The sequence below is a fragment of the Flavobacterium luteolum genome, assembly GCF_027111275.1.
In the GTDB taxonomy this organism is placed as follows: Bacteria; Bacteroidota; Bacteroidia; order Flavobacteriales; family Flavobacteriaceae; genus Flavobacterium; species Flavobacterium luteolum.
In genome coordinates this window covers 3,527,453-3,552,535 of record NZ_CP114286.1, presented here as the reverse complement: position 1 = coordinate 3,552,535, position 25,083 = coordinate 3,527,453, and the positions used below count along the sequence as shown (strand labels likewise).

Here is a 25,083-nt window from a genome sequence, read left to right as displayed (position 1 = left end):
TTAATTAGTAGATATTTTTGTTATTAGCTGATTGAAATTTCTTCGGATTTCTCCCTGCGTCTTTGCACCGCTTTCTCTTGCAATTATTTCTGCCAAACCCATTGCCGCTGTCATTTTTAAAATCGGTTCAATCTTTCCATTCTCTGTTCCTGCATACTCAACCATAAAAGGATGAACTAACGACAATCGAATGCCTATCTGTTTTATATCAGGCTCTGAAACTGGATCCTTTACAAGATGCGGCCCCACTTCAATCAGATCAGTTAAAGATGTATCATAGGAAAGTTCTATTGCAATAAGCCAGTTTATTTTATTGAAATGCACCTTGAATGATTTGTAAATTCTTTTGTCGGTTTTAACCAGTTCTTCATTAGTGCTATCTTCTCCTTCAGCACTGCTATTCTCAAAAGTTTCCTTAATAGCCTGCGGTGCCTTTTTGTCAAAATCAGAAACAGTGCCACTGAGCGCTTTAACACCCGACTTTTTATAATCCGCATCATTGGCTCTTGCCCTGAACTTTTCTGCCTGAACCAGAAGAGGAAAACTTTCATGGTTTAATTCATCTTTCAGACATTTTAAAAACACATCCAGATTTTCGTCCCATTGAATGCCTTTTTTTGTAAATGAGACACCAAAACCTTCAAGATGAAGTTCGCCGAAAACTCTTTGATATCTGTAGCTATTCGATGCACCGAATATAAACTCGGGTCTGAAACCATTGTCAAAACTTCCTTCAATCACCCTGCCCCTCCTAAATAATGCAAAACCCGCTTCCGCTGTTGAACCGGTTTCCCTGATTGCAACAAAACCTTTAACAGACAAGCCATCATCCAGAACAAAACTAATTTCCTTTCTCCATTCAATCTTCTCACCACCTGCATCATCAAATTTTGGAGCTGTTAGAATTTTGGGCTCAGAAAACTGGAGTTCGCTGTTGTTGACCACCAGTTTTAAAATACCTCTACGAATAAAATCCCGGTATATGCTGGCAAGATGTGATTTTACCTTTGCAAGACCTTTATGCCTTGGCATTTTGTTTACATTTTCAAGTTCAATAATAGTGTAATGATAGTTTTTATCTGCTAGTTTTGCTACAAATTCTAACTCTTCCAACTTATCTTCGAAGATTTTATTCATATCAAACTTCACTGTCTTTTCTTCAGTCTCGTTCAGCGCTTTTGTACGGACTGTCCAAAAATCAGAAAACCAACATGAGGCCGACTTCATTCCCATTCCAAATTCAGAAAGTCCTGTGGTATCGGCTGGAATTTCTGCAGCTCTGAAAGCTCGCTCATAGTTGGATTTTTCTATACCCCCTGCATTATCTCGGATAGTAATTTTGTTTTCATGATCATTAATTTCTATCGCAACTTCTAATTGAAAATCATTTCCATGCAACAACTTAAGTTCTTTTTCATTCTTAAGATAACTTGCAATTGAATTGTCCACAAACTCCGCCAAAGCAAACCATGTTTCGTATTCAACAAACTTTAGAACAGACAGCATGGAAACATGGGGCCTGATATTTATTCTGTTTTTACTCATATCTATAAAGTTTATTCTGCCTCATTCAAACAAAATATGAAGCAAAATCTGCCGGCAGCATTCAGTCAATTGATATTTTAATTGCCCTAAACTCCAGCTGTTTTTAATTTATTTCATCAGCATCATAACTTCTCTAGTTTTAAGCCCTTCAGATCATACTCGAAAGGATGCTGCAGAGCAATCAATAATTTTAGTAATTTATTTCTTTGCTTTCTTCCCTGCAAAGGCATAAGAAGCTTATTTCTTTCTTTAATGATATAAAATGCTCCAGCGCTCAATAATGCCCCATTTAAGACTTATAACAAAACTACAAAACCGATTGCAGAACGTTTTACGGCTTTCCGTAATGGGCACATAAAAAATGCTTTATTTCTGCAGGTAGCAAGATGTATTGCATTTGCAATCTTGCTGGCTTTCATAAATGAAATACAGGCAGCTGACAGCCTCAAAAATTAATAATCACTTACAATATTTTCTTGATTTCCTTTACAGCCTCCGTGTACGCTAGATCAATATCCCCAGCCAGTGTAATCACCTGCGCTTTTTTAGGTGCAGTATTATATACGCTTAAAGGCGATTCTTCCCAATAGCAGCTTCGCACTATAATTGGCACTACCTTCACACCATCCGGATCGGCAGTCTCGCGTTCAATTGCTCTTTTTATCTCCACATCCCAAATGTAATCTGTAGCTAGAAAATCATCGCTTACCAAGAATATAATTACGTTCGCTTCTTCCAGTTCTTTTTTAATTTTCCCATCCCATTTTTCTCCTGCAAGCAATTGACGGCAATTCCAGGTATCTATGGTTCCATTTCTTTTCAGTACGCTTAAATGTTTTTCCAATTTCTCCAGATAAAAGGCATCAGCTTTTGAATACGAGATAAATATTTTTTTCATCTTTATAGTTTTTTTTAGATATTTTTTAAATTCTTTTAGTTCGTAATATTTGTGATCATAATAAAAAACCCAATTCTCCTGTTCTTCTGCAGTATTTATTATGTTAAGGGGAATAAAATTCTCGCCATCAACAGTTATCATTTTGGTGACATCTTTATCTAAACAAATTTCTTCTAATGCATCTATAACATTTTCAGAGAAATGGCTGCTGGCTGAATTTACCAGTCTGTAAACGCTGATATGGGGTATCTCATTATTTTGATCAACATTGCAGAATTTTACAAGAACAATTTCATGGGTATCGGCATCTTTTAAAACTATTCCCGTTTTCCAGTATAGATAAGATTCACCGCTATTTGAATCCTTAAGTACTGCCTGCCCGTATTTCTGAAAAAATTCTAAAATCACATGTTTATGGATAAAGCTGTTGAATACAAACTTGCAGACAGGCTGGTGAAATGTATTGAGAAAAATTTTTACGCTCTTAGGAGGTTCGCCCGGCAGATATAAAGGTGCTATATAATGATCTGCCTCTGAAGGATGCTCAAAAATCATCTTAAAATGTGTCATAATGCTGGTAATCATTTCACATTCATTATCAAAATGGCTTTTCCCTAGTTTGCTTTTAATATACTCTTTGTTGAATTTCCCATTCTGCTTATTTAGCCCCAATAAAATATCATAGATGTTTTTAAGAATATCTTTTTGATTTACAAACACATAATCTTTAAGTTTCTCATTTTCTGGAAAATACAGTATTAAACCGATATTATTTAGGTACTGGGCAAAACTAGCCGCGTCCGTAACATTAAACAGCACCTGTTTTATTAATTTTTTCCCTCCAATCTTTACTTCAGGAATAGTTTTAATTAGTCTGTTGCAGTAATCCTTAAAATCCTTAATCGACAGTTTTTTGTTGGGGTAATTCCCATTTTCAATTTCATTTTTCACATATCCCCATGTGCCCAAAAATTCTTTGTTAATTAAAGGAGTTTTGTCAAGCAGTTCAAATAAGATGTTTTTAAAATTTTCAAAACCTCTCTGGGTTTTTAGAGAAAAAGATGCATATCCGAAAATTTTGGCATAGTCTTCTTTAAGTTGCTTTTCATCCAGAAATCTTAGATCATTTGCATTGTCCACTTTATTCTGGGAAATTACAATATTGGGAACTTCATCTAATTCTCTGGCAATTTTATCAGTAGGATCAACTATAATTTTAACCCAATCTTCTCCAGCATTAAAAATATTTTTAATGGCTTCATCACGCTTATCCAATATTTCAATGATCCTTTTCTCATCAAGAGAAATATTTCTATTTCTCGTATGATATTCGATGGAATTTAGCCAGTACTCTAATGGAAAACACTGGACATTGTTTGTTTCAAAGCTGCCATCGCTCTGCCTTTGCTTAATAGGCAAATCTCCATACTTATTTGAACTTTCGTTCCACAGCAATAAATAAGCGGTTTGTTTGGTAAAGAATAGATAATGGGTATCATGATAATATTCCTGTCCGCCAAAATCAAAAATCCTGACATTATAGGTTTTCTTTTTATGTTTTGCCAGCCAGGGTTTTACTTCCATCCAGTGGGTGCTGCTGATAGTATCGTTCCATATTCCGGTCAGCAGATATTCTGTAAGGGTCGATTTTCCTGCATCGCTGTTTCCCACTAAAACTAACTTAATATCTCTGTTTTTATAAGGCATTATTTTGATATCCAGCTCCGCCTGATATTGTTCAAAATAGGCTAGTACAAATTCATTTTGTTGTGAAACAACTTCCAATGGAGGATTTGATAAAGGATTTTGGGTTAGGTTTATTGTATCCTTTCTCCATCTTGAATCATTGATCTCTACTCTTTTAATAACCTCTCTTATGGGCAGCAAAGTTTTTATTTTATTGGAGTGAAGATCTGCCGTAGTGATTGCCGGAAATTTATTAAGAAAAGAAATGTCGGAAATATAATTATTGCTCAGGTAGAGTTCTTTTATATTTTCCAGGCTGGAACTTACCGATATGGAAGTTATTCTATTATTATTCAAATGCAATACTTCTATCTTTTCAAGTTTAGAAAGATAGATTTTACCATAAATTAAGTTATTGCTTATATTGAGATACTTTAGATTTATCAATTTATTAAAATCAAAAAATTTAATTCTCCATCTGTTCCAAAACAATTTCTTCTTGCTCTTCCAGTCACCGCCAATAATAAGCTCTTCCAAATTAACCAACTTGAAAAATTCTACTGGAACATTGAAAATATTATTTGGCATTCGCTTATTATTACTGGTTTCCCTATCCCATCCGTCTTCATAAATAGCCCATTCATTACTCAGTACAAGTCTTTTTAAGTGCGTGCATTCATATAATAAAGGAAACCTTGATAAATCGGTAATGCCACAATTCCCAAGATCCAAAACCTCTTCTCCAGATTTTAGGTTTTCTTCAATTATTGTCTGTGCATAATACCATAAATTGTCAAACCAACCAACAATTTTTTCATTACTATCTAGAGAAAATTCCTGTGATGGGTAAATCGTTGGATTAAATTCGGCTTTCAGTGTCAATCCATGACTTAAGTGATCATAAACAGGACTTATATCATATACCCTGTTATTGGATATATCTAAATATTCAAGTCGAGTCAGCTCTTTTAAGATTGAAATATCCTCAATCCTGTTTTTGGCTAAATCGAGATACTCTAATTCTTCAAGTTGAAACAGCCCCTCTATGTCCTGGATATTATTTCCTCTCGCAGTCAATCTTTTTAGGGTTTTAGCCGATCTTAAGTAGTAAAGAGATGTCAGACTGCAATTGTCAAGATTAAGCTCTATAATATTATTATTTTCATCAATCTTGTAAGAATACGGACGATGGAGAACATCTCCTTCAATAACCCTGTTAAGATTCAGTTTAAATTTTTTTTCAATTTTAGTTAAGATTTCTGGTTTGGTATTCTCCATGATAGTTATTGGCAGGTTAGTCTTTTACCTATTTTATAAATAGTAATCAATTATGTTAAATGCTCAGTATTTATTTTAATCCGTTTTGTTTTTTAAGCATACAATATATTTAAACAGGTCATTATTTTATTTGTTCGCACTTTGAATAATGATAACAGCTAAAATATACTTTGGAAAACAATGGAAAGCAGGTAGAAATACCTGTTTTGTAATCCCTTTCTATATAATGAATAAAATCCTAATCTATTAGTTTCTTTGTAAATCTCATTACTTCTATGCAGGATACTTCAAATGAAGTTTTATACCTGTATATTCTATACTTAAAATTATAGTTTAAAAAACACTATAAGTTTTGTGGCAAAATCGTGGCACTCGCAATTTTAGAAAACTAAAATCCAAGAAAAATTAAGGCTTACCGGCTTTAGGTTCGAAACTGTATACCTCATTACTAAATTGAGACGATCACAACTATGCAAAAGTTCTGATTCACAGTCATTACCTACTTTTTCCAAAGAATTAAAATTATAAGTGCTGTAAAATATGATGCGGATTTTCTGCTTAAGCAAGCAGGAATTTAGTACTGTTTTTTTCGACGTTTTTCCAGTCCATTTCAAACACTTTCTGAAGCAGATCTTTCAGTCCCTGGAAAGTGCTTGGCTTTACAGCATAAAAATCTGCACCCAGTTTATAGCTTAGCTCAATATTGTCTGTACTCCTGCTGGTGGACAGCATAATAATCCTTACTTCTTTTAAAGCCCCATCCTTGCTGCGGATCTCCTGCAGACAGTCAAATCCATTTTTGATCGGCATATTGATATCAAGAAAAATAAGATCCGGCAGATGCTTCGTTTTCCCGCAGAGTGTATTGAGAAGTTCCTCTCCGTCCGAAGCAGATTCAATTACCGCCGGCAGATTTAAATCCTGAACAGCATCAAAAAACAGCATTCTGTCATCTTCATCATCATCAGCTATAAAAATAAATTTCTGTGGATTATGGAGTTTGGACATGTCATATACTTTTTGCGCAGCAAAAGACAAGAATCTTAAAATCTGCGGAAGACTGGTTAAATAAAAATAGAAATCCTCAGATGGTTAAACCATTGATTTATATCCCTGAAGCGGTTAACAGCTGTTAAATATACGAAATATACATAAATAAAAAAGCAGACAGAGCTCCGCAATTGATTATTGTGAAACGATTTCTGCATTTAAATAGGTAAAATTCAAAAAGGCCGCAGTATTTTAGAAATTGATTTTCTCTGATCTGCGGTAAGCACCCTTGCTGTAAATTCTGAATAAAGCATCTTATGCATAAAAAAGCGGTTTTTCGCATGCACTGCAAAATAAGGATTTTTACACTTTGTTATTATTTGGAACATTTTATTTTTATTTTTTGTTACGTACTGTACTAATTTTGATCCGTATAAAATGATATAGATTATGAACCGGGCAATTGTACACATCGATATGAATACGTTTTTCGTATCCTGCGAAAGGCTGGCAAATTCTGAACTGCATGGGATTCCCTTGATTATCGGCGGAGGCGAAAGAGGGGTTGTGGCTTCATGCTCTTATGAAGCACGACGGTTCGGAGTGCGTTCGGCCATGCCGATCCACATGGCAATGAAGCTCTGTCCGCAGGCCAAAATAATGAAAGGCGATATGGAGCTGTATTCCAAACTATCCCACGATATTACCGAAATCATTCAGGAAAAAGCGCCGGTTGTCGAAAAAGCTTCAATTGATGAATTCTACCTGGATATTTCGGGAATGGACAAGTTCTACGGCAGCTATAAATGGACCGATGAACTGGCACAGCGCATCACAAAAGAGACGGGCCTGCCCCTCACCTTTGCGCTCTCCATCAACAAAACGGTTTCCAAAATTGGAACAGGAGAAGGAAAACAGAAACAGAACCTGGAAATACCCGAGCATTTGGTGCAGTCTTTCCTAAATCCGCTTTCGATTCAAAAAATCCCAATGGTGGGACAGAAGACCTTCGAACTTTTGTCCAGGATTGGAATACGCACCATCCAGACGCTGTCTGAAATGCCGGCAGAAGCCCTGCAGCAGATGATAGGCAAAAACGGGCTTGAACTTTGGAAAAAAGCAAATGGTATTGACAACAATCCTGTTGAACCCTATACGGAAAGAAAATCCATCTCTACCGAGCATACCTTTTCCCAAGATACGATAGATATGCCCAAATTGAACAGGGTGCTTCTTGGAATGGTCGAAAAGCTCGCCTATCAGCTGCGCTCGGAAGAGTGGCTCACCTCAACGGTAACAGTGAAGATACGATATGCCAATTTTGATACGGAAACCAAACAGTGCAGGGTGCAGTACACCTCTGCCGACCATATACTGACCAGAACCGTAACAGAATTGTTCGATAAATTATACCAGCGCCGTATGAGACTGCGTCTGATCGGTGTGCGTTTCAGCGGACTGGTCAGGGGAACCTATCAGATTGACCTGTTCAGTGATACCCAGGAAATGCTGTCTCTCTATCAGGCAATGGACAGGATGAAAACACGCTACGGCTTCGACGCCGTGATGAGATGCGCCGGTGCCTCTTTCAAACCCAACAATAAAGACGAAATTTTAAAACGCAAAAAATAAATCATGTTTCTCAACTGCCACTCCTATCATTCTCTTCGCTACGGCACCATTCCGCTGGATGATCTGATAAGACAGGCAGCCGATTGCCGTGTCACGGCAATGGCATTAACCGACATCAATACCGTGACAGGGATTTATGATTTTATAAAAGGCTGTGAAGCTTCAGGCATAAAACCGCTTGTCGGGATAGAATTCCGCTGCAGGCACCGCCTGCGCTATATCGGGCTTGCACAAAATGCAGTCGGTCTTGCCCAGATGAACCGCTTTCTGACTGAACATAACTTTGAAAAGAAACCGCTGCCTCAAACCGCACCGTTTTTCTCGGATGTTTTCATCATTTATCCTTTGGAAAATGCGCCAGATGAGCTCGGGCATAACCAGTACATCGGCATCCGTCCCGACCAGCTGTCAAAACTCGTGATATCCCAGTGGAGAAAGCGCCGCGCCGACATGGTTATTCTTCAGCCGGTGGTCTTCCGCACCAAAAGGGAATACAACCTTCACAGGATTCTGCGCGCGGTTGACCTCAACGAACTTCTCTCCAAACTCGGGCCGGATGACTGCTGCAGTAAATCAGATGTCATGATTCCCGAAGCGCAGCTTACTGCCCTGTATAATGATTATCCCGAGATCATCCACAATACCCGGCATATTATCGAGCGCTGTAATTTTCAGTACGATTTTGAAAGTCCAAAAAACAAAAAATACTATACCAAAAATAAAAAAGGGGACATTGCCCTTCTGACAACCCTTGCAGAAGAAGGTCTGGTATGGCGTTACGGGCGCCATAATGACCAGGCAAAAGCACGTGTGGAGAAAGAGCTAAAAGTGATTAATGATCTTGAATTCAGCGGCTATTTTCTCATTACCTGGGATATCATTCGATACAGCAACAGCCGCGGTTTCCTCCACATCGGAAGGGGTTCGGGCGCCAACAGCATTATTGCCTACTGTCTGGGCATTACCGATATATGCCCTTTGGAACTGGATCTGTATTTCGAGCGGTTCCTGAATGAAAACCGCAAGAGCCCGCCCGATTTTGACATCGACTGGTCCTGGAAAGAGCGTGATGTGATACTGAAATACATCTTTGACCGCTACGGTTATGAGAATGTGGCTTTCTGTGGCACTAATGTGGAATTCAAATACCGATCCATTTTCCGTGAAGTGGGAAAAGTATTCGGGCTGCCCAAGGAGGAATTGGACCAGCTGGCAAAAAATCCGATGAAATTTCACCAGACTAATTCTATTGTCAAACTGGTGCAGGAATACGGCATGATGCTGGAGAAATATCCAAACATGAGAAGCATGCATTCCTGCGGCATCTTGATTTCGGAAGAGCCTTTAACAAACTATACTCCTTTGGAAATGCCACCGAAAGGGTTCCCGATTGTGCTCTTTGATATGCATACCGCTGAAGATATTGGCTTTGAAAAGTTTGATATCCTGAGCCAGAGAGGCATCGGCCACATTGATGATACGGTTAAACTGATTGAAAAAAACAGGGGGCTGCGCATTAATATCCGCGATACGCGCCTCTCAAAAAACGAGGCTTCAGCCAATAAATATCTCGCCGAAGGAAGGACAATCGGCTGCTTTTACATTGAAAGTCCGGCCATGCGAGGTCTGCTGCGCCGTTTGAAATGCGACAACTATAAGACCCTTGTGGCTGCCTCCTCCATTATCCGTCCCGGCGTGGCGCAGTCCGGTATGATGAAGGAATATATTTTCCGGCATAACAACCCTTCCAAGTTCGAATATTTCCATCCGGTATTTGAACAGCAGCTCGGGGAAACATACGGCATTATGGTCTATCAGGAAGATGTGATCAAGATTGCACTGCATTACGGCGGGCTTTCAGCAGCTGACGGTGATATCCTGCGCCGTGCCATGTCCGGGAAAGGAAGATCCAAAGCTGCCCTTGAGAAAGTAAAGGATGATTTTTTTAAATCCTGCGGGACAAAGGGGCATCCTTTGGCACTCAGCCAGGAAATTTACCGCCAGATTGAATCTTTTGCAGGGTATTCCTTCTGTAAGGCCCACTCCGCTTCCTATGCCGTGGAAAGCTACCAGAGCCTGTATCTTAAAGTGCATTATCCCATTGAGTTTATGGTCGCCGTGATAAACAATCAGGGCGGGTTTTACCGCACTGAAATTTATATACACGAAGCAAGGATGGCTGGCGCTGCTATCCATAATCCCTGCGTGAACAAAAGCGGGTATGAAACGGTATTGTATGGGAATGACATATACCTCGGCTTTATGCACCTGCTGAACATAGATTCCAAACTCTCTCAGTTTATTGCACTCGAACGCAACAGAAACGGGGACTTTCTTTCATTGGAAGATTTTATAAACAGGGTGCCGATGGGAATTGAAAACATAAAAACCCTGATCTTTATAGGCGCGTTCCGATTTACGGGAAAAACTAAAAACCAGCTGCTGGTTCTGGTCAGCCTGCTCTTAAATAATTATAAACCCGAAAACCGCAGCCTGATGCTGCTGCAGGAGCCCGCAAAGGAATTTAAACTGCCTGTACTGGAACGTTCCATTTTTGAAGATGCCTTTGATGAAATTGAACTGTTGAGTTTTCCCATATCCTGCACTGTATTTGACCTGCTGCAGACCAGACACCGCGGTGATGTACTGGTAAAAGATTTACTGCTTTATCACAAAAGGCAGGTAAGGATGCTTGCCTATCTGATCTCAACCAAACAGGTGCCGACAAAAAAAGGCAATATGTATTTTGGGACATGGATTGACCACCAGGGGGCTTATTTTGACACAGCCCATTTTCCTGATTCACTCATTAAGTATCCATTTCAGGGAGGAGGATGTTACCTGCTGCTGGGAACTGTTGAGATTGATTATCATTTTCCGACCATAACGATTCTGAAGATGGCCAAGATGCCTTTCATTCCCGATCCCAGATACGGAGATTCCGATAAAAGGTTTACCACTCAGAACCAGATTAAACAGGATGTAAGCAGCACAGAGCGCCAGCCCTACCCGCAGGAGCACGAGATAAACCTGCCCAGACATAAAATGAAATCATAGTCGTGTTATATTTTTAGGGCTCTGTGCCCTGGCTATTTAAAAAATAAATCATTAAATTTGATAGAAAGGCTCTTGCGCAAACATCAAGGAGCTCACAGTTAAATAAAGTTACTAAACTAAAAATAAAGTTTATGTGCTACTACACACAACAGATGTCTACTATCGAAGCTGTCAAGAGAAGGTTTAACGCAGAGGTAGAGAATGAAGATGCTTTTCTGCAGTCGGATTTTATTAAAGGTTTCAAATATCCAAACATTCCAATTATTCTGGATACCGCTCCAAACATCATCACCACGGATCACACCTGGGGGCTGATGCCGTCATGGGCAGATGAGGATTTCAATAGACGCAGAACACTAAATGCCCGAATTGAAACTATAGACAGCAGGAACTCATATAAAAACATAACACAGAACCGATGCCTTATCATAGCTTCTGCATATTATGAATGGCATTGGCACGACAAACAGGGTAAAGCCAAAGACAAATACCAGATAAAATCCTTCGATGATGAAATATTCACCTTTGCAGGACTGTATTCTTCGTGGCTGCATCCTGGACTGGGCATTACAAAAAACACATTTACTATGGTTACCACTGAAGGAAACCAGATAATGAAGTATGTGCACAACAGCAAATCCATCAAATCCGGGAATATCCATGATTCGAGAATGCCCATCATGCTGCGCCGCCAGGACGAAACGGCATGGCTGGATCAAAGCATTGATATGTCTGAATTTGCATTTCCATATGAAGGAAATCTCAACGCAGTGAATTTAAATCCAAATGTACAATATGGGCTTTTTTAAGTGAAGTTCCAGTTCAAGGGGTTTCGTTTCCACAGAATGAAAACCTTATTATTTCAAGTAAAAAAAAGTACAATGCAGGAAATTGATTATTTCAAGGGAGTTAGCGATAACGAATTTATAGATTACTATAAACTCGATCTGTTTTCAAGAATGGAAATTACCATTTACACCTACCCGCATGAATTCGTCGAAGAAGATCCTCAGCCATGGGAGCATCTAAAAAGATGTGAAATGATTTTATATGAATATCTGTACAATACCTATGAAAGTGCAGACCATGAAAGATGGCTTGAGAAGAAAAAGCAGCAGTCAGAAAGTCAAGACGAGCAGGGCCTTGGCATTAATTCGGACCAAATAGAAATCGACGAAACTCCCGAGCAGAGAGCAGATCGATATGCGCTTTTACAGAAACAGCGCGATGAAATTGTAAAAGCAAAAATGCAGCAGCTTATGCCCCAGCTCAGCATCGCAACCGATGAATACTTGGCCGCAGTAAAGCTTACTTTCGTAGACCTGTAGCGCATCATCTTTTTTTACTGTCATAGTATAACCTCTGCAGCTGCTTTTCTGATAAAACTCATAAGATCTTTTAACTCTTCAGCATGGCTTGAATTTTTATCTATCCATAATTTCATTCAGCATGGGGTATTGAATTTATTTTTGTAAAAAGTGTAATTCTCAAAATAATGCTGCTCTGCCAATAAAACTGCAGATGAATCAATCTCTTTGCTGTCAAAAATTTTAGGGCTTATTTTACTGCTCGTTTAATAGGGATATGGTCTTATCATCATACTCCCCGTTATAGTATTTATCCAGCACTTTTTGAAATACTGGATCCGTATTTTCGATCCGGCTAAATAAGGTCATGCAGGACTTGAGTTTCCTGTCATCAGGCCTGCCGAATATCTCTAAGGCTGTTTTTCTCTGCTGGCTGAGCACTGCTTCTGAAATTTCAATCAGGCGTTTACCAAGCACTGGATCATTCAGATAGGCGCGGGCTTCATTAAGGTCCTTTATTCCATAATAAACATTGTAATCCGTAAATCCCAGACCTCTGATCTGGGGAAAAATGTACCACATCCAGTGGCTTTGTTTCTTTCCGTTTTTTATTTCCTGCAGTGCCTGCTGGTATACATCCTGCTGTGCGGCCGCAAATCTTTCTATACCTTCATCTAGGTTCATAAAATAGTAATTTAAAATGGAGCATCATTGTTTTTGCTGTGCAGGGGTTTTGTGTTCAGTTTTCCACTGCCTGCCCGCTGTTTAAAAAAGTATATAGTAAGAAATAATCAGTTCTGCATTCATCAGTTCAGAAATCATTACTTCTGCATTGAGTTTGAAGAGCATAAGAAAAATCTCCTTCTAAAACACTTCTTGGAACATTAATTCAATGGTAACCTCTTTTTTGGTCAGCCCTTCTTCGACAAAAATGGCAGTCCATCTCGGCTGGAAATTAACCACCAGGTAATGGAAAGCATTTAAAATTTCTTCAGGCCGGCTTTCCAAATCGATCCCCAGGTTTTTTTCATAGGCAATAATGCGGTAGAAAAGACCATTCTCCAAAAGTTCATCCTGACCGTCCGCTGTATTATCGGGAGCCGTTCCAAAGTACAGAATCTCTGTGTTTTTATCTGCTAATAATGCTGTTAGAGCGGGACGGACCGACAAAAACAATGCCTCATCCATAAGACCATACGGAATACTGTAATCCCCCGCCTTGATTATGAGTGCAAAATCTTCAAAATGTAGTTCCATAAACCAATAAATTATGAGATTCAGACCAGCCGTGTAACGGCTGCAGAGCCGCTTTTTCAAATTCAGGAGGATCAGTCCAAAATTTCCTTGCCGAATAATTTCTCCACTTGATAGATATAGCTCTTCAATATCGGGCTTGCTAAAAAGAAACGGCTGACTGCGGCCGCCCCTGCATCTGTTTTCTGGTGATCAAATGACCATTCCAGTTTTGCCGTATAGTCCCTAAGCTGTTTCTCATCTAATACTTTTCGTAATGCCCTCTCGGTATTGATAAACGACTTGAGCATCGGAAAATCATTATGGTTGTCCAGTTCATATCGTTCCAGCCCTGCTTTTATCTCAAGGAACTCTGCTCGGAATAAATCTATAAGCTCCGGCACATTATGCTGGTAGAAGATATTGGGCATCAGTCCTATTTTATATTTCGCAAAATGCTCTTGCGAAGCTAATGGACTCTCCAGATACTTTTCAAAAGTTTGAATTCTAAAGATGTAATCAGTCTCAAAAATATCAAGGTTTTGGTAATCAATATTCATAGTTTAAAATTTTTTTAAAGGCAGCACTGGTAAGAGCTGAATCGTAAAAGTTCACATCAGGCTTTTAGGTCCATAGCTAAGATACTGATATTTAGCCGGAATCTCAAATAAAGGCGTAATAGACAGATTGATTTTTCATTCAAAACGGGTTAAAAGGGCAGCCAAAGTAGTGGCCGTCCTCACCTGCATGCGCATAACGGCGCAGCGCCGCCCTTCGGGACTTATAGCACTCCGGCTCCTAACCGTCCACTGATTCTTTGCTTTCTTTTTTCCCGTTTTTTCTTTTGAAAAATTTCATTTGGGAAGCAGGGGAAAAGAAAACTAAAAAGAATATTCACTTAAATTTTATTGTCATGGAAATCACAGGACGTATTGTAAAAGATGCCTCAGTTTTTAAAGTAAAAGAAAACCGTGAGGTCGTAAACTTCTCCATAGCGGTCAACGACAGCTATAAACCCAAAGGTAGCACAGAGGTCAAAAAGATTGTAACCTACATCGACTGTTCCTACTGGCTCAGCTCGGGACTCGTGCAGTGGCTCAAAAAAGGCACCCTTGTGCAGTTATTTGGGCGCATTGGACTCAATGTCTATATCGGAAATGATGCTCAGGCGCATGGGACATTGACCTTTCACACCTCAGATATTAAAATCTTGGTTTTCCCTCAGACCGAAGCCGCAAAAGCTGTACCCGCAGCTAAAAAGGAAATTAAAAACGAAGAGCCTGACGACCTGCCTTTCTAATTGCAGCTGCCATTACATTTTTATACACGCCTAAATACAACATTATGAAAGCCTTAGAAAAATCAAATTACAGCCACTATCGTGTAAGCGATGCCTTTAATGAAATTATCCGAAGAAGCATTACCTCCTACAGCGGAAAACGCAGAGAAAAACTTAAATCCTTTTTCCTTGATTTGCAGCAGGGAGGATGCGTGAGCGGCATGATTTCAGAATTTATCTATCACGCTGACTGCAAAGAATTTTACATCAAGCATATCGATGACCTTGAAAATATCCGTACCGAACTCGAAGAAGCCATAGGCGAACCAATTGAGAACCGCTTTAGCGCACCGCACTACACTTTTGTCTGCTGGCTCTGCTTCGAGGAGTACTGTTATGACCTCTACTCTAGGCTCTTTGAATAGAAATTTTCAATCTTAAAACTTCTCTTATGAAAGCTTCTGAAAATTTTAAGACCGCAATAGAAAAATACCTCAGTGATAGGGCGCAGAGCGATACCGCCTTTGCGCCCCACTTTGCCAAATCTTCCAAAAATTTGGAAAGCTGCATCCATTATATTTTCGGCGAGGTCAAAAAAACAGGCTTGTGTGCCTTTGACAATCAGGAAATCTATGACATGGCAATAAAGTATTACACAGACGACACCATTGGTGTGCCTGCCCCTGTTGCCTGCAAAGCCGTAGTGCAGTCCCCTGCGGCTGCTGACCTGTTCTCGCAGCACGAAACTGCCGCGCCGCCTATAAAAAGCGAACCTTTTCCTGCAGCAAAAAAAGAAGTTAAACCTGTGCAGACCACACTTACACTCTTTGACCTATGATACCTAAGACCAACATCGAAAAGCAGCTGACAGCACTCAGCGCCTCCCTTGCTCCTATAGAACCAAAGGTTTTCGCATGGGCTGAAAAAAACATCTTTCTCAAATGGGGCGTGCTTTCACGCTCCAAGTTCCATTGCTTGGAATGCACGCACGTGTGGAAACCCGCCTGTCCAAATACCTGTTCAAAATATACCGCCTGTGCTGCCTGCGGGGGAAAACTGAAAATGCAGCCCTATAATCAGGTGCGTTTCAGGGAAATGGACTACTGCGCTTTGCTGCAGACCTGCGGAGGCTTTCAGGTGGTGCGCATCATTTGTTCTTACAAACACATGAAAAAGAACTTGACCCCGACCTATTTTCATAATGAGGTCATGCAGCATTGGATAAGTCCTAAAGGGGAAGTGCGTACGCTCTCTTTGAGCGTGAATGTTTTTGCGCAGACCTGTGATGCTTGGAAATTCTATTCTCGCCTTGAAATCAAGCCAAAGGATTTCGCTCTGAATGCCAAATACCGCATCAATCCCTATAAGGTATATCCGCAGAGCAGTGTGCTGCCTGTTTTAAAAAGAAACGGATTTAAATCATCTGTTTATGGCATCGCACCGCAGATTCTATTTACTGCACTTTTAAACGATTCTATCGCAGAAACCCTGCTAAAAGCCAAACAGACCGCTCTTTTGCAGCATTACCTCTGCCGACCGAATCAGGAAATAAAACGCAATTGGCAGACGGTAAAGACCGTCATTAAAAATGGCTATAAGATAGCGGACATTAAAATTTGGGAGGATTATATCGAACTGCTCCGATACTTCAAAAAAGACCTTTCCAATCCGCTTTTTGTCTGCCCTGAAAATCTGCAGCAGGCGCACGACCATTTGGTAAAGAAAAAAAGGGAGCTGCTCAGAAAGAAAAAAATCCATGAGCTGCGCCTTGAAATCGAAAAAGCGCAGAAAAGATACCGAAGCGATAAACAGAGATTTTTTGGTCTGCTTTTTCAGGACAAACAGCTGACGATTTCCGTAATTGAAAACGTTAAGGATTTCATGCAGCAGGGAGATGACTTGGGGCATTGCATATTTACCAATGAGTATTATGCTAAAAAAGATTCCCTTATCCTGTCTGCTAAAATCGGCGGACAGTCTGTAGAGACTATCGAAGTCTCACTAAGCCGTATGCAGGTGCTCCAATGCTCAGGGGAGAAACACAACCCTTCCAAACATCATGCGCACATCCTGCGCCTGATAAGTCAGAACCTTTACCAGATTAGGGAACGAATGAAAAAAAGGAAAAAAGCCACCAAAACAGTAAGCCGATAAATTATCGGCTTTTTTTATGCTTTTGCAATCCTTGGAAGCCCGCCGGCTGTACAGCCGGCGGGCTCTTCACTGTAAATACATTTGGAAATTGGATTTATTTGATTGCGATAGTATCCAGAAGGTTTTCCTGATTGATAAACGCAGCAATATACTCTTCGACTTCAATTCGTTTTTCTCTGTCCGTTTCAAACGTATTGATATGAAACTCGTCATCAAGATCCAAAATATGTATTATTTCGGTATAGCCTTTTGAAATAAGGCTGCCTTTAAGTCTAAGGATCGTGTGCTGCTGATGGGCATTCAAATCTTTTCTCACCTGTAATTGTATCTCTTTTTCCATTGCAAAAGATCTGTAAATGTTTTTGGGTCATTCTTAAATCAAATTTAATTATTTAGATCTTATCTGCATCTGGCATAAATGTTAAAAAATTGGAGAGTCTGCAAACTGAAAAAATGACTTGAAACATTTACAACGCCAAAAGCAAAGGTGGATTTCAAATGCTTTTTTCTCCTTTAGGTTTTATGGCAAAATCTCGGAACTGCAAAATTTCTAAAAACAAAACCCCTACAAAATCAATACTTGAAACTCTACCTGGTAATATATTTACAAAGACATTCTGGTTAGTAAAATACTGAAGTAGACACATTTGTATCTTGCTGCAGAATCGGTGCACCTAGATTTAAGAGTCCAAATCATATCGTTTCAGAAGAAGCCGGCTAAAAAAAATCGGAACAAAACGTATTCTGTACCGATTTAATTAAAATAATCTTGCTCATCAGCTTCTATATGGTAGAATCTTGCGGATAAAAAAAATTATTGATTTCTGTAAGTCCTTACTTATCGATGGCGCTTTTTGCTTTTAAGGTACATCAGTAGTTCTTTCAGCCTGCCGGTTTGAATGACATTGGCTCCCTTTTTTATTATCCAGCCCCAGTTCTAATCAGGCTTATTATTGTCAACTGAATTGTCATCATCATGCCCGCCGTTCAAAGATGACCATAAGCTGTTAATACACACGCCATAACCTTTTCCTTGAAGCTGGTTTATCTCATTTATGGATTGGACCATATCGGTTTCAAAAACAGGCTGAAAAACAGTTTTTTATGCGTCGATGGCGGCTCTTACCTTTTTTCAATAGCAGCATTAATTTATCTTTTCTGAAAATTGAATATGTTTTCCTTTGGTAATTCCATTTTCATTAAAAGCATCAATGGTAAAATAGTAGTCTTTTAGTCTGCTCAGGCTATGGATTACCAGTGAATCCGTATCAAAAACCTGATAATTGAGATATAATTTATCCTTTGCCGTTCCGTAACGAATGTTATATCCAGTGGCGTTAGGGATCTTATTCCATTTAAGCTTAACATTTCTTCCGTCTGACTGATCGCGGGCAGCAGAAAATTCAGATACCGCCTTGGGAGATTTACCGCTTCCTTTGCCAAAAGCCCTGAATCCTGAAAGGGCAAAATTTCCATCAGGAACATGAACATTTGTCAATCGGAGAAAACGTGCCTTGACAGGATTGCTGAGCTCAATAAAATCATGCGGAACATCGGCCGTATTTTTAATCTTGTCTGCTAATATTTCCCACTTTATTTTATCGTTGGAATACTCAAGAATATACTGATGATAAATGGAATTTTTACGTCCAAAAATCTCGGCATTTTCCTCCGCAAAATTTAATTGCACCCCGCTTACTCTGCATTGATCCTGAAGGTCAATTATTATCCACTCGCCTTTACTGCCCGATGCAGCGCTCCAGTAGCTGCGGATTTCTTCGTCGGCTGCGTATTCTTTTGGATGATCCGGCAGTGATGATGACACCTCAACCTTTTTTTTGTAAGACAGCAGCATTCCAGCAGGCTGATAATCGTCAGGACTCTTTATCTTTTTCTGCGGTATCGAATGTGGATAATCCCCAAAGCCGGTATAGGTATAAAATACTCCGTCTTTATCAAAAAAAGCAGGAAATAATCCCAGTCTTCTCTCATAATCATGTTTCACGGAAACAGAAATTGTGGATATATGCCAGTAATTTCCCCACTTATCCTGAAAAGTGGAACCATGCCCTGCTCCGCAGGCAAACCCTTCAGGCTTATATGAAAAAGGATTATTGTCCGCAATCTTAAATGTGCCCAGCGGCTCATCACCTGTGTACAGCCCGTCTGCATAACTCTTAAAAGCCGTGCCGGGTGCCGCATATTGAAGATAATACTTTCCGTTATGCTTTGTCATCCAGGCGCCTTCTATCCATGGATCTTCTGTTCCTGTGTTATAATCTCCCGGACGTTCCCAGCCAAAATCTGCCTTTTGATGTCTGAAAAACTCGGCACGCTCACCTATCGGCATAAATGTTTTTTTATCCAGTTCGATGCCGTAAAGCGGATTATTATGTCCCTCTGAATAATATAAATATAATTTTCCGTCATCATCTAAAAATAGACAGGGATCACCCGCAAAAATGGGAAATTTCTCATTTACCACTTCCCATTTACCAGTCTCAGGCTGAGTTGACTTGCAGATTTTCCGGTTAATTGCCATAAAATACAGTGTATCGTCTATAGCTGCGGCCGTTGGCGCATAACTTTCAATCGGCAGATCTTTTGTCTCTTTTAAAGACCAGTTTACAAGATCGTCGGAAATCCAGTAGCCTCCAGACTTTGAAGCAAATAAATAATACCTGCCTTTAAACAGTGCAATTGTGGGGTCGGCTGCTTCCCGTCTTGAAACATCTCTGAGCTGAAATCTATAGTTCAGGTTAATAGGATTGCAGCTGACCGTCGGCTTCATTACCCCCTGTGCATGCACAGCCGCAAGATAATTTCCTGGAAAAAATGATAGAAATAGTGCTATAACAATTCGTCTTGCAGCAGATTTAATTTTTACATCCATATATGTGCTTGTTTTATATTTAAAAGCAGCGCAGCTTAAGTTCTTTTTGCGGAGCTTTAGCATTGCACTGCCCGAAACAGTATTGGCTTTAATAATCTTAATCTCTCTTCCTTGATGGATTTAAAACCGTTTTCAAGTGAAAAAAAATAAAAAGGAAAGTCTTAACTAAAGGGAAACCCTGTCAATAAATTTAAAAGGATTCCTTATCCTGCCTTTTTCATTATTCAAAATCATGGAGGCCGCAGTTGCCCCCATGCCTTTAAAATCTGTAGACATTACAGCAATTCCCAATAATCTTTTTAAAGGGGTTTCATTGTATGAAATTACTCCAATATCCGCACCGAGTTCAAATTTTTCTGCGTTGGCCGCATCGATTATTTTAACTAAATCAGTATCATTGACAGTAATAAATAAATCTCCTCTCTCAACTGCAATGGTGTCCTCATTTTCTTCAAGCACTTCATAATGTAATTTATGATCTTGGCAGAATTCGATAAAACCTTTTTTAATTTTATCCATATAGGAATACACGCTGAGTCCTCCAGTTACCAGTATTACTGACTTGTACTTTCTGATTTTATCAATTCCCTCGCTTAAAGCTTCATAAACATCCAGTGAAAAATCCTGGTAAATTTCAATTATGCTTCCGTCGATTTTTAATTCATTATTGTCCATAATCACAAGCTTCTCTTCGGGTATGCTCTTGATAATTTCAATGGTTTCACTGCTGAAATTATTTGGATCACCGTTATAAATCTTGAAATGCGGCATGATAATGTAGTAGTCGTAAAGATTAAAATTCCTGTCAAGCAGGTTCCTGAATAAAACTTCATCACAATTGTAGATTTCAAAATCATTCTGAAAACCGCTGTCTACATTGTCGCAGAATGAGTTATACATTTCCAGCTTATAGGTGCTTAATTTGTTAATAAGAAACAGTACATTCCGGCTGGCCACAAATTTTGTAGAATCAATATAAGTTCCTTTTCCTTTTATAACTTTTATTGCATTTCTTTCCTTTAGGACTTTATAGCCCTTTTCAACGGTATCTCTCGAACAGTTGTAGGCCTTGCTGAATTCATTAATTGAAGGAATGCGCTGATTATTCTTTAAATTTCCACGGGAGATATTATCAATAAAACAGTCCGCTATCTGCAGGTACTTTGGTCTGTTTGACCCTCCTAAGCTAAAATCCGTAAGTATGTTCATATTAATCTATTAATGCAGTTGCGTTTTACGGCACAAGCTGCGAATTATGTGCCTTGAGCATTGTCCTTGTTTTTTTCGAAATCCCCCTGCCTGATTATTTTAATATTTTTTTCATCTGCTTGCCGATTAAGTTTGAAGCAAATCTGGCATTTATGCGGTACATGAAATTCATCATTTTTGAATCCCTACCCACAAAAATTCTTTCCTGATTATTCTCAATTCCAGCGATGATTTGTCTTGCAGCTTCCCCGGGAGGCAGATTTATGCCATTTTTCTGTGCTGGTTCAGCTTTTGTACCGGGTAATGCAGCTCCCGAATTGTGCATAATATTGGTTCCGACTGCACCTGGAAAAACAACCGAAACCCTTACAAGGGTATCCTTTAGTTCTTGTGTCAGGCCTTCTGTCATAAGCTTTACGGCTGCTTTTGTTGCTCCGTAAATGGTCTGTCCTGGAACGGGTACAAACCCTCCCATACTGGAAATATTTACAATATGGGCTTCCGGACGCACAAGAAGATGGGGAAGAAAACTTTTGGTAACATATAAAGTCCCAAAAAAGTTTATATTAAAAACCTTCTCAACTGCCGCATAATCAAGATCATTTAACTTTATGAAAGGCTGAATAATTCCTGCATTATTAATGATGGCATCTACATTCCCGACAAAATTAATCACTTCCGAAACAGTGGCTTCAACTGCTTTACGGCTGCTGATATCGACCTCGAATGCAAATAAAGAGCCGCTTCTTTCACCTGCCAGTTTAGCGGTTTCAGCCAGTGCTGATTCATTGATGTCAAGGGCAGCTACCTTTGCGCCTTTTGCAAGCAGCTGAAGGACAAGCTCTCTTCCCATTCCATTTCCTGCCCCGGTTACCACTATTGTCTTATTATGTAGTTTCATTTTTAATTATATTTTTATTTTGTGAATTTTATTTTCCCTGAATTTTATAGGCCAGAAACGCTTAGGAGCTACCAGATATCTGTTCGAAAGGGCATGACCGGCAGGCCTGCCGCATTATAGAGAAAACCATTTCCCTGCGGAAAATTTTTAAAGCAGTATCGGACCGCAGCGGGCCTGCTGACCTCCTTTGCAGAAACAGTTATTCTTCTGGCAGTATTTATAACAGCTTTGGCGGGATAAAAAATTCTATCTTCACCAGCGATTTCAAAGTTAGAAAGATCATGACCGTATGAAGTAAATCCTAAAGTCTCATTCTCAAAAATCAAAACCATGCTGGAATCCTTTACCAATGATTCTTTAAAAGATGCGCTTTTATAGTGTATGCCTTTCACATCGTACGTTTTGCCAACAGCCCAGTAAGACAGACGTTTACCTATGATTTCTTTCTCTGCGGGATGAAGATTTTTTTCTTCACCAAGATCAATTGTGGAAACCATGCCGCTGTTTTGAATTTTGCCTGCTGCCTTCTGCTGTTCTTCCCAAAACCTGCCATTCAAAATAGCACTGCTGTTTTCATAAGAATATGGAGCTATCTGAACGTAATAAAATGGAAAACTGCCATTATTGAAGGTATTTCGCCAGTTTTCGACCATGCCGCCCATCAAATCGGCATAATCCTTATAATCTTCCCTGTTGGATTCTCCCTGGTACCAAAGTACCCCTTTGAACACGCAATTTTTAAGGGGATGGATCATGCCGTTAAAAAGAACCGAAGCTTTATGCTGAACGATCTGGCTGTTTTGAGCTTTCAGCTGTACATCTTTTGGAAATTTCGCAAGGGTCTCACTGTCCATCCAGGCTTCAATTCGCGATCCTCCGTAACTTGAGCAGATTATGCCGATTGGAACATTAAGCTTTTTATATAACTGCAGCGAAAAATAGTAAGCAACGGCACTGAATTTACTCACTGATTCTGAGGTTGCAGCTGACCAGCTCCCCTGGCAGGAATCCTGCGGAGTCAATTTATCATTCTGCTTGACCGTAAATAATCTGATATTATTGTTATCGGCATTGAAAATGGCCTCGTTTGAATTATTAACCGGACTATTTGCGATACCCAGCATCGGCATTTCCATATTGGACTGTCCCGAACAAAGCCAGACCTCTCCTAAAAGTATATTGCTTAATTTTAGCTTCTGTTCAGAATCTGAGATTGAAATAAGGTAGGGACCGCCGGCCTCGCCGGTTTTTAATGTTACAATCCATTCCCCTCTGCTGTTACTGATGGTCTTGATCTGTGTTTTGTTCCAGTCAGCACTGACAGTTAATCTGCTGTCCGGCTTTGAAGTCCCCCATATCTTAACTTCGCTGTTCCTCTGAAGCACCATGTTATCGCCTAAAGCAGACGCAACTTTTATCTGGGCATCAATATTTGAAAAAATCAAAAAAAAGGAGAATAAAAAAAAATTAATTTTCATAACTGTACAAATTTATTAAGACTGTTAATTCTGTCAACTTCTGGATTTTTTTTGTAAAACAGGCTGTCCCAATGTTTTATTTAATGGCCGCATTTGCGGGATTTCGAACGTTTTTTCCTATGCGGTCTGTAAGTTTATCCCCTAAATCTTCGCGGGCATCCTCGGCAAGCTTTAGGATCTTTGCAACAATTTCGGGATACTGATTCTGGACATCATAAGTTTCACCTGGATCTCGCGATAAGTCATAAAGCGCCGTTTTAGCATCAAATGCTCCGTATGTCCCCATTTTCCCATTCATCCCTCTGTCTGCATCATAACTTCCGCTGTGATGTGCAAATACCATTTTCCAGCTTTTATAGCGGATTGCCCTAAGCTCTGCAGGATCATTATAATAATAATAAAAAGTATCTCTTGGCCCCTTCGTTTCCAGGCCTGTAAGCATCGGGAGAAAATTCATTCCATCAATTTTCTTCACAGGCAGTGCAGCGCCGCAGGCTGCTGCAACGGTCGGCAGAATATCCATATTGGTCATCAACTCGCTGTTAACCATGCCTGCCGGGATATTGTCCGGCCAGATTATTATGCAGGGCACTCGGGTACCGCCTTCAAAACTTGTCCCCTTTCCTTCCCGAAAACCAGCGGACGAACCTGCCCAGTCTCCGTACATTTTCCAAGGTCCATTATCACTTGTGATAATCAATATTGTTTTTTTATCAATTTTCGAATCTCTCAGTGCCTTTCTAATTTCTCCAACAGACCAGTCCAGTTCCATGATCACATCACCGAAAATGCCTAACTCGCTTTTTCCTTTAAATTTATCTGAAACAGCCAGCGGAACATGGGGCATTGGATGAGCCAGATAAAGGAAGAAATTCTTTTTCTTATTTTCATTTATAAAAGAGACAGCCTTTTCGGTATATAAGGTAGTGAGCCTGGCCTGATCATCTAAAGTCCTTATTGTATCCACTGCTTTATCGCCCTCTAATAATGTTAAATAGGGTCTCCCTTTTGATGCTTTGACTGGTTTATAATTAAAATCGACCGGCCACATGTCATTGGAATACGGCAGTCCAAAGAAACTCTCGAAACCATAATGGACCGGCAGATATGGAGCTTTAGATCCCAGATGCCATTTGCCGAGCATTGCTGTTTTATATCCTGCTTTTTTTAAAACGGTAGCTATTGTTTCTTCATCAGGATTAAGCGCAATTGGAGACTGCGGCATTAAAGCGCCTGGAATACCGACACGATTGGAATAGCTGCCAGTCATTAAGCTGGCACGTGAAGCAGAACATACCGGCTGGGCAGCATTGAAGTTTGTCAGGCGGATTCCCTGCTGGGCCGCCTTGTTAAAATTGGGTGTCGCTATATTGGTCATACCGTAAGGTTCCGTGTCTCCATACCCCATATCATCCATGTTGATGATGATTATATTAGGCCTGCTTCCGCTGGTTTTAACGGACTGCGCACCAGCATTAGGAAAATTAAAAAATGTGCTTACAGCAGTCAGCAGTAAAAGTTTCCTTTTCATATTGAGATGATT

The 25,083-nt window shown here is 39.8% G+C and carries 21 protein-coding genes; 8 read left to right on the top strand and 13 right to left on the bottom strand.

The features are described from left to right. From OZP10_RS15065 to OZP10_RS15055, 3 genes are all read right to left on the bottom strand, one after another. Entirely contained in the window at positions 1–1,545 is a 1,545-nt protein-coding gene (locus tag OZP10_RS15065) for an ATP-binding protein (RefSeq protein WP_281631613.1), read from the bottom strand. A 463-nt stretch (positions 1,546–2,008) separates the two neighbouring features. Continuing rightward, complete coding sequence (locus OZP10_RS15060) at positions 2,009–5,407, bottom strand: leucine-rich repeat domain-containing protein (protein ID WP_281631612.1); 3,399 nt, start codon at positions 5,405–5,407, stop codon at positions 2,009–2,011. Positions 5,408–5,965: 558 nt separating this feature from the next. Next, entirely contained in the window at positions 5,966–6,415 is a 450-nt protein-coding gene (locus OZP10_RS15055) for a response regulator (protein WP_281631611.1), read from the bottom strand. A 432-nt stretch (positions 6,416–6,847) separates the two neighbouring features. Here OZP10_RS15055 and dinB point away from each other — a divergent pair, with 432 nt between their 5' ends. The 4 genes from dinB to OZP10_RS15035 all read left to right on the top strand — a co-directional run bounded on the left by dinB (position 6,848) and on the right by OZP10_RS15035 (position 12,414). Beyond that, a complete protein-coding gene (gene dinB / locus OZP10_RS15050) occupies positions 6,848–8,029 on the top strand; it encodes a DNA polymerase IV (protein WP_281631610.1) in 1,182 nt (393 codons plus the stop codon). Positions 8,030–8,032: 3 nt separating this feature from the next. Beyond that, positions 8,033–11,086 carry a DNA polymerase III subunit alpha gene (locus OZP10_RS15045; protein WP_281631609.1) on the top strand — a complete coding sequence of 1,018 codons (3,054 nt, stop codon included), beginning with the start codon at positions 8,033–8,035 and terminating at the stop codon, positions 11,084–11,086. 152 nt (positions 11,087–11,238) lie between these two features. Beyond that, positions 11,239–11,895, top strand: a complete 657-nt coding sequence (locus OZP10_RS15040; RefSeq protein ID WP_281631608.1) for an SOS response-associated peptidase — start codon at positions 11,239–11,241, stop codon at positions 11,893–11,895. Positions 11,896–11,931: 36 nt separating this feature from the next. Next, positions 11,932–12,414 carry a hypothetical protein gene (locus OZP10_RS15035; protein WP_281631607.1) on the top strand — a complete coding sequence of 161 codons (483 nt, stop codon included), beginning with the start codon at positions 11,932–11,934 and terminating at the stop codon, positions 12,412–12,414. Positions 12,415–12,648: 234 nt separating this feature from the next. Here OZP10_RS15035 and OZP10_RS15030 read toward each other — a convergent pair whose 3' ends face one another. From OZP10_RS15030 to OZP10_RS15020, 3 genes are all read right to left on the bottom strand, one after another. Continuing rightward, complete coding sequence (locus OZP10_RS15030) at positions 12,649–13,077, bottom strand: DUF1810 domain-containing protein (protein ID WP_281631606.1); 429 nt, start codon at positions 13,075–13,077, stop codon at positions 12,649–12,651. A 180-nt stretch (positions 13,078–13,257) separates the two neighbouring features. Next, positions 13,258–13,650: a hypothetical protein gene (locus OZP10_RS15025; protein ID WP_281631605.1), complete on the bottom strand. Its 393-nt coding sequence runs from the start codon at positions 13,648–13,650 to the stop codon at positions 13,258–13,260. A 71-nt stretch (positions 13,651–13,721) separates the two neighbouring features. After that, on the bottom strand, positions 13,722–14,186 hold the full coding sequence (locus tag OZP10_RS15020) for a hypothetical protein (RefSeq protein ID WP_281631604.1): 465 nt from the start codon (positions 14,184–14,186) through the stop codon (positions 13,722–13,724). A gap of 353 nt (positions 14,187–14,539) precedes the next feature. Here OZP10_RS15020 and OZP10_RS15015 point away from each other — a divergent pair, with 353 nt between their 5' ends. Genes OZP10_RS15015 through OZP10_RS15000 form a run of 4 tightly spaced genes read left to right on the top strand, consistent with a single transcriptional unit; the run spans position 14,540 to position 17,059 of the window. Next, positions 14,540–14,926, top strand: a complete 387-nt coding sequence (locus OZP10_RS15015) for a single-stranded DNA-binding protein (RefSeq protein ID WP_281631603.1) — start codon at positions 14,540–14,542, stop codon at positions 14,924–14,926. A 44-nt stretch (positions 14,927–14,970) separates the two neighbouring features. Further along, on the top strand, positions 14,971–15,330 hold the full coding sequence (locus OZP10_RS15010) for a DUF7222 domain-containing protein (protein ID WP_281631602.1): 360 nt from the start codon (positions 14,971–14,973) through the stop codon (positions 15,328–15,330). A gap of 26 nt (positions 15,331–15,356) precedes the next feature. Continuing rightward, entirely contained in the window at positions 15,357–15,743 is a 387-nt protein-coding gene (locus OZP10_RS15005; RefSeq protein WP_281631601.1) for a PcfK-like family protein, read from the top strand. Further along, the gene (locus OZP10_RS15000) at positions 15,740–17,059 is read left to right on the top strand and encodes a PcfJ domain-containing protein (RefSeq protein WP_281631600.1); all 1,320 of its coding nucleotides are present in this window, start codon (positions 15,740–15,742) and stop codon (positions 17,057–17,059) included. The genes OZP10_RS15005 and OZP10_RS15000 overlap by 4 nt, the downstream gene beginning before the upstream one ends. Before the next feature lie 94 nt (positions 17,060–17,153). Here the strand turns inward: OZP10_RS15000 and OZP10_RS14995 are convergent, their stop codons facing one another. The 7 genes from OZP10_RS14995 to OZP10_RS14970 all read right to left on the bottom strand — a co-directional run bounded on the left by OZP10_RS14995 (position 17,154) and on the right by OZP10_RS14970 (position 25,071). After that, complete coding sequence (locus OZP10_RS14995) at positions 17,154–17,399, bottom strand: hypothetical protein (protein ID WP_281631599.1); 246 nt, start codon at positions 17,397–17,399, stop codon at positions 17,154–17,156. A 597-nt stretch (positions 17,400–17,996) separates the two neighbouring features. After that, positions 17,997–18,128 (bottom strand): hypothetical protein, encoded by a 132-nt coding sequence (locus OZP10_RS22695; RefSeq protein ID WP_432419402.1) that lies wholly within the window; start codon positions 18,126–18,128, stop codon positions 17,997–17,999. Positions 18,129–18,203: 75 nt separating this feature from the next. Beyond that, positions 18,204–19,952 (bottom strand): family 43 glycosylhydrolase, encoded by a 1,749-nt coding sequence (locus tag OZP10_RS14990; protein WP_281631598.1) that lies wholly within the window; start codon positions 19,950–19,952, stop codon positions 18,204–18,206. A gap of 165 nt (positions 19,953–20,117) precedes the next feature. After that, the gene (locus tag OZP10_RS14985) at positions 20,118–21,161 is read right to left on the bottom strand and encodes a GntR family transcriptional regulator (protein ID WP_281631597.1); all 1,044 of its coding nucleotides are present in this window, start codon (positions 21,159–21,161) and stop codon (positions 20,118–20,120) included. Between the two features lie 94 nt (positions 21,162–21,255). Next, positions 21,256–22,062 (bottom strand): SDR family NAD(P)-dependent oxidoreductase, encoded by an 807-nt coding sequence (locus OZP10_RS14980; protein ID WP_281631596.1) that lies wholly within the window; start codon positions 22,060–22,062, stop codon positions 21,256–21,258. Positions 22,063–22,130: 68 nt separating this feature from the next. After that, positions 22,131–23,540 (bottom strand): sialate O-acetylesterase, encoded by a 1,410-nt coding sequence (locus OZP10_RS14975; protein ID WP_281631595.1) that lies wholly within the window; start codon positions 23,538–23,540, stop codon positions 22,131–22,133. A gap of 76 nt (positions 23,541–23,616) precedes the next feature. Further along, on the bottom strand, positions 23,617–25,071 hold the full coding sequence (locus tag OZP10_RS14970) for a sulfatase family protein (RefSeq protein WP_281631594.1): 1,455 nt from the start codon (positions 25,069–25,071) through the stop codon (positions 23,617–23,619). Positions 25,072–25,083: the final 12 nt, after the last annotated feature.